The 4,252-nt window shown below is 71.6% G+C and carries 7 protein-coding genes; 6 read left to right on the top strand and 1 reads right to left on the bottom strand.

Going from position 1 to position 4,252, the window contains the following annotated elements; genetic code table 11:
* Window positions 1-466, bottom strand: a 466-nt coding sequence (locus tag HY703_05520) for a S9 family peptidase (GenBank protein ID MBI4544629.1), incomplete at its 3' end; no start/stop codon positions are given.
* A gap of 90 nt (window positions 467-556) precedes the next feature.
* Here HY703_05520 and HY703_05515 point away from each other — a divergent pair.
* The 6 genes from HY703_05515 to HY703_05490 all read left to right on the top strand — a co-directional run.
* The gene (locus HY703_05515) at window positions 557-889 is read left to right on the top strand and encodes a hypothetical protein (GenBank protein MBI4544628.1); all 333 of its coding nucleotides are present in this window, start codon (window positions 557-559) and stop codon (window positions 887-889) included.
* A 101-nt stretch (window positions 890-990) separates the two neighbouring features.
* Window positions 991-1,857 (top strand): ATP-dependent sacrificial sulfur transferase LarE, encoded by an 867-nt coding sequence (larE, locus tag HY703_05510; protein ID MBI4544627.1) that lies wholly within the window; start codon window positions 991-993, stop codon window positions 1,855-1,857.
* The gene (locus tag HY703_05505) at window positions 1,854-2,162 is read left to right on the top strand and encodes a hypothetical protein (protein ID MBI4544626.1); all 309 of its coding nucleotides are present in this window, start codon (window positions 1,854-1,856) and stop codon (window positions 2,160-2,162) included. The genes larE and HY703_05505 overlap by 4 nt, the downstream gene beginning before the upstream one ends.
* The gene (gene thpR / locus HY703_05500) at window positions 2,159-2,776 is read left to right on the top strand and encodes an RNA 2',3'-cyclic phosphodiesterase (protein MBI4544625.1); all 618 of its coding nucleotides are present in this window, start codon (window positions 2,159-2,161) and stop codon (window positions 2,774-2,776) included. Before HY703_05505 ends, thpR begins: the two co-directional genes overlap by 4 nt.
* Window positions 2,773-3,441, top strand: coding sequence for a hypothetical protein (locus HY703_05495; protein MBI4544624.1), 669 nt, complete (start codon window positions 2,773-2,775; stop codon window positions 3,439-3,441). The genes thpR and HY703_05495 overlap by 4 nt, the downstream gene beginning before the upstream one ends.
* A 10-nt stretch (window positions 3,442-3,451) precedes the next feature.
* Window positions 3,452-4,252: sigma-54-dependent Fis family transcriptional regulator (locus tag HY703_05490; protein MBI4544623.1), on the top strand; the 801-nt coding region annotated here is incomplete at its 3' end.

Genomic DNA, 4,252 nt, shown 5'->3' with positions numbered 1-4,252 from the left:
GCGCTACCGTGCCGTCGGCCGCCAGGGTGTTGGGATCGAGCAGTACGCTCGGCTCGGCGACGAGGGAGGGCTGCACGTACAGCACGGACTGGTTCTGCAGCCCGTCATACTTGGAGAAGAAGTAGAGCCCGCCCTCGCGGAATGGGGTGCCGTACTTGGGGTAATTCCACAACCGGGTGAGGCGCGCCTGCAGGGGCGCGCGAGCGGGCAAGGCTTCCAGATAGCGGAACGTGACCTCGTTCTGCGCCGTGACCCAGGCCCCGGTCTGGGGCGAGTTCGTGTCCTCGAGCCAGCGGTAGGGGTCCGGCACGCGAGCGCCGTGATAATGGTCGACGACGTCGCCGGCCTGCGTCGTCGGGTAAACGAGCGTCGGCGCCTGCGCGGCCGCCGCAGTAGCCAGGCCGATGACGAGCGTGAGCGAGCAGAAGCAGCGGTGCCAGATGGGGCGCAGACGGTTCAGGAGCATGGCCGTGCCCGGGTGAGGGTTGACGCGTCTATTCTTGGCGGCACAGCATAGCGGGCGGAGCGGTGCCGCGCCAGCCGGCTGAAACCTTCCTTGCGGCGGGGCGGTACAGCGCTTCGCAAATTCGGATTCCGCGAGAGCTTCGACACCCCGTACATCGATGCCTTGCGCCGGATCGTGGTAGGCATGCAGCGGAGCGTGCGGCACCCCGCCAACCTGGTCGTGAGTCTCGAGCCCGGCTACCACTTCGGCGATCCGGCGGCGGACCTCCTTGTGGACGTGACCGGCACGCACGGCTCCCTGCGCACCGGCTCCTCGGTGGCGTTCTTCATGAGCACCCATGTCCAGGCGCCGCCCGTGCTGGGCAGCCGGGATCTGCTCAGGTACCTTTCGCCCTCCTCCCACGAGGGGCGTCCGACGGAGTGATAGCTTCTGGGGCCGACGACGCAGCGGGCGCGGCGTCCCCTCGGTTTCCGTCGTCTGGGGAGGGTAGTAACATAGGGCGGTCACGCGGCGGAGGTACGGCAATGGAGAAGCTTGCAGGCGGGGTGGGCAGGGGAGGAACGGCAGCGCTGGATGCGAAATTCGCCAGGCTGGCCGCGATCCTGCGCGAATGCGACTCCGTATGCATTGGCTACTCAGGTGGCGTGGATTCTGCCTTCCTGGCGACGGCGGCGGTGAGGGTGCTGGGGGCCGCGCGCGTGCTGGCAGTGACCGGGCGGAGCGCGGCGTATCCGGTGGTGCAGCGGGAAATGGCCGTCGAGTGCGCCCGCCGGTTTGGCATCCCGCACCTCGAGATCGACACCGACGAGCTGGCGGACCCGAACTACGTGGCGAACCCCAGCAACCGCTGCTACTACTGCAAGACCGAGCTATGGTCGCGGCTGGCGGACGTGGCGGCTGCGCGGGGGCTGGCCGTGGTGCTGGACGGCTCGAACGCCGACGACGCGCGGGATTACCGGCCGGGTGGCCGGGCGGCGCGTGAGCACGGCGTGCGTTCACCCCTGCAGGAGGCCGGGCTGCGTAAGGTCGAGGTCCGGGAGCTGTCGCACCGGATGGGGCTGCCCACGTGGGACCAGCCGTCGGCACCCTGCCTCTCCAGCCGCATCCCTTATGGCCTCGCCGTGACGCGGCAGCGGCTGCGCGGCATCGAGGCAGCAGAGGCGGCGCTGCGGGCGCGGGGGTTCCGTGAGTTCCGCGTGCGCCATCACGGCGAGGTGGCGCGGCTCGAGCTGGCACCGGCCGAAATGGCCCGGGCGCTGAGTGATGCGGGACCGCTGAACCACCTGCTGCGGGGGCTAGGATTCCGGCGAGTGCTGCTCGACGTGGAGGGTTACCGGCGCGGCGCGCTGAACGAAGGCCTGGCCGCGGCCCGCCAGGAGGCGGCCGGGTGAGCCGCCGGCGCGGGCGAGGCACCGGGTCGCGCGGGGCGCGGCGCGCGGCAGGCCCGGCGGCGCCGGTGGCAGCCGGGGCGGACCATAGGGTTGAAGCGGTCGAGCGCCTGCTGCGGGACCGCGGACTGGAGGGTGTTCGGGTCACCGCGGCGGGCCACGAGCGCGAGATCGCGGCGCTCGAGACCGCGGCCCCGCACCTGGCGAAACTGGCGCGCCTGGCGCCCGAGATCAAAGCGCTCGGCTTTCGCTACGTGGCCGTCGACCTGGCCGCCGCCAGGCAGGCCGGGACCGGAGATGGCCGGTGAGGCTCTTCGTGGCCCTCAACCTGCCCGCGGCCGAACGCGACCGGATGTACGAGGCCGCTGCAGCCTTGCGCGCGGCCGGGCTCCCGGTGCGCTGGGTCGAGCCGGAGTTCATCCACCTGACGTTGAAGTTCCTGGGCGCGGTCGCGGCCGAGCAGGTGGAGCGAGTACAGGCGCTGCTGGACACGGTGGCGGCTGGGGGTTCGCCCGTTGATCTGGCGCTGGCTGGCTGCGGCGCGTTTCCCAGCGTGCAGCGGCCGCGCGTGATCTGGGTGGGCGCGGAGGCCGTCCCGCAGCTCGCCAGCCTGCAGGAGCAGCTCGAGCGCGGCTTCGAGAGCCTGGGGTTCCGGCGCGAGCAGCGGGCGTACCACCCGCACATTACCCTGGGACGGGCCCATGCCGACGCGCGCCCGGCCGACTTCCGGCGACTGCCGGAGCTAGTCGCCGGCTTCTCCTACCAGGGTGTGCTCCCGGCCCGCACGCTCGACCTGATGCAGAGCCGCCTCTCGCCCGCCGGCGCCCGCTACGAGGTGCTCACGGCCGCGCCGCTGGCCGGCGGCGCGGAGGACGCCCGCCCCGCAGGCGGCGCCCGCGCTCAGGGAGGGAGACGGCCATGATCCCGCTGCTGGGCGGATGCCTGAAGCGGCTGCTGCTGCTCGTCCTCCTCGTCGCCGCCCTCTTCCTCGCCTGGTACTTCCGCGAGCCGCTGCGCGCCGCCTGGGGTGAGCTGCGCGCCTCGCGCGAGGGCGGGCCCGCCGTGCCCAGTCAGGAGCTGGCTGATCTCGCCGAATCCAAGGTCGTGCGCCTCGAGCAGCCGGATGCGCCGGAGCGCGTCGTGCTGACCGAGACGGAGGTGCAAAGCCTGCTCGAGTACGGGCCGGACGGCATGCTGCCCGAGTACGTGCTCTCGCCCTCCATTGACCTCGAGGACGGGCGCGTACGGCTGCGGGCGCGCGTCCCCACCGAGCACTTTCCGCGGCTGGCGAGCGCGGGCGAGGTGCTGGCGTTCCTGCCGGATACGACCGAGTTGACCGTGAACGGGCAGCTCATTCCTCTGGACAGCGGGCGGGTAGCCCTGGCCGTGGACGAGCTGCACGCCGCGCGTGTGCCGGTGCCGCGTCGCCTCTTCCCTGGCATCCTGCGCAGCCTGGGCCGGCGTGAAGTGGCCGGCCTGCCGCCCGACGCGCTCGAGATACCACTCCCGCCCGGCGCCGCGACCGCCTACGTACGCGGCGACTCGCTGATCCTGCTCACCTGGCGTGGCCGCGGCCGCGCCAACTGAGGAGACGGCCGTGGCGCGTATCCTGGTGGTGGATGACGAGGAAGGGATCCGGCGGGTGCTGCGCCAGGTCCTCGAGTATGACGGGCACGAGGTCCGCACTGCCGCCGGCGGCGGGGAAGCGCTCTCCATTTACCAGGAGTTCCGGCCCGACCTGACGTTCCTGGATGTGAAGATGGCGCGCATGGATGGACTGGAGGTGCTCGGTCGGCTGCGCGAGCAGGATCCCGGCGCGCTGGTGGTCATGATCAGCGGGCACGGCACCATCGAGACGGCGGTCGACGCGACCCGCCGCGGCGCCTACGATTTCCTCGAGAAGCCGCTCGATACCGACCGGCTGCTGCTCACCATCCGCAACGCGTTGCTGCAACGCGGGCTCGAGCTCGAAAACGCGCGACTGCGGGGCGAGTTCGAGAGCCGCTACGAGATCGTGGGCTCGAGCTTCGCGATCCGGGCGCTGCTGGACCGGATCGAGAAGGTGGGACCGACGGACGCGCGCGTCCTCATCACGGGTGAGAACGGCACGGGCAAGGAGCTGGTGGCGCGGGCGCTGCACCGGCTGTCAGCGCGGGCGGACGCACCGTTCGTCGAGGTGAACTGCGCCGCCATCCCGGCCGAGCTGATCGAGAGCGAGCTGTTCGGTCACGTCAAGGGCTCGTTCACCGGCGCGCACGCTGACCGGACCGGCAAGTTCGAGCAGGCGCACAGCGGCACGCTCTACCTGGACGAGGTGGGCGACAAGAGCCAGGCCGCGCAGGCCAAGGTGCTGCGCGCGCTGCAGGACCGGATCGAGAAGGTGGGACCGACGGACGCG

It is taken from the genome of Gemmatimonadota bacterium (assembly GCA_016209965.1).
Classification (GTDB): domain Bacteria; phylum Gemmatimonadota; class Gemmatimonadetes; order Longimicrobiales; family RSA9; genus JACQVE01.
Note: the sequence above shows the minus strand (reverse complement) of the source record. Positions and strands in the feature narration are given on the sequence as shown.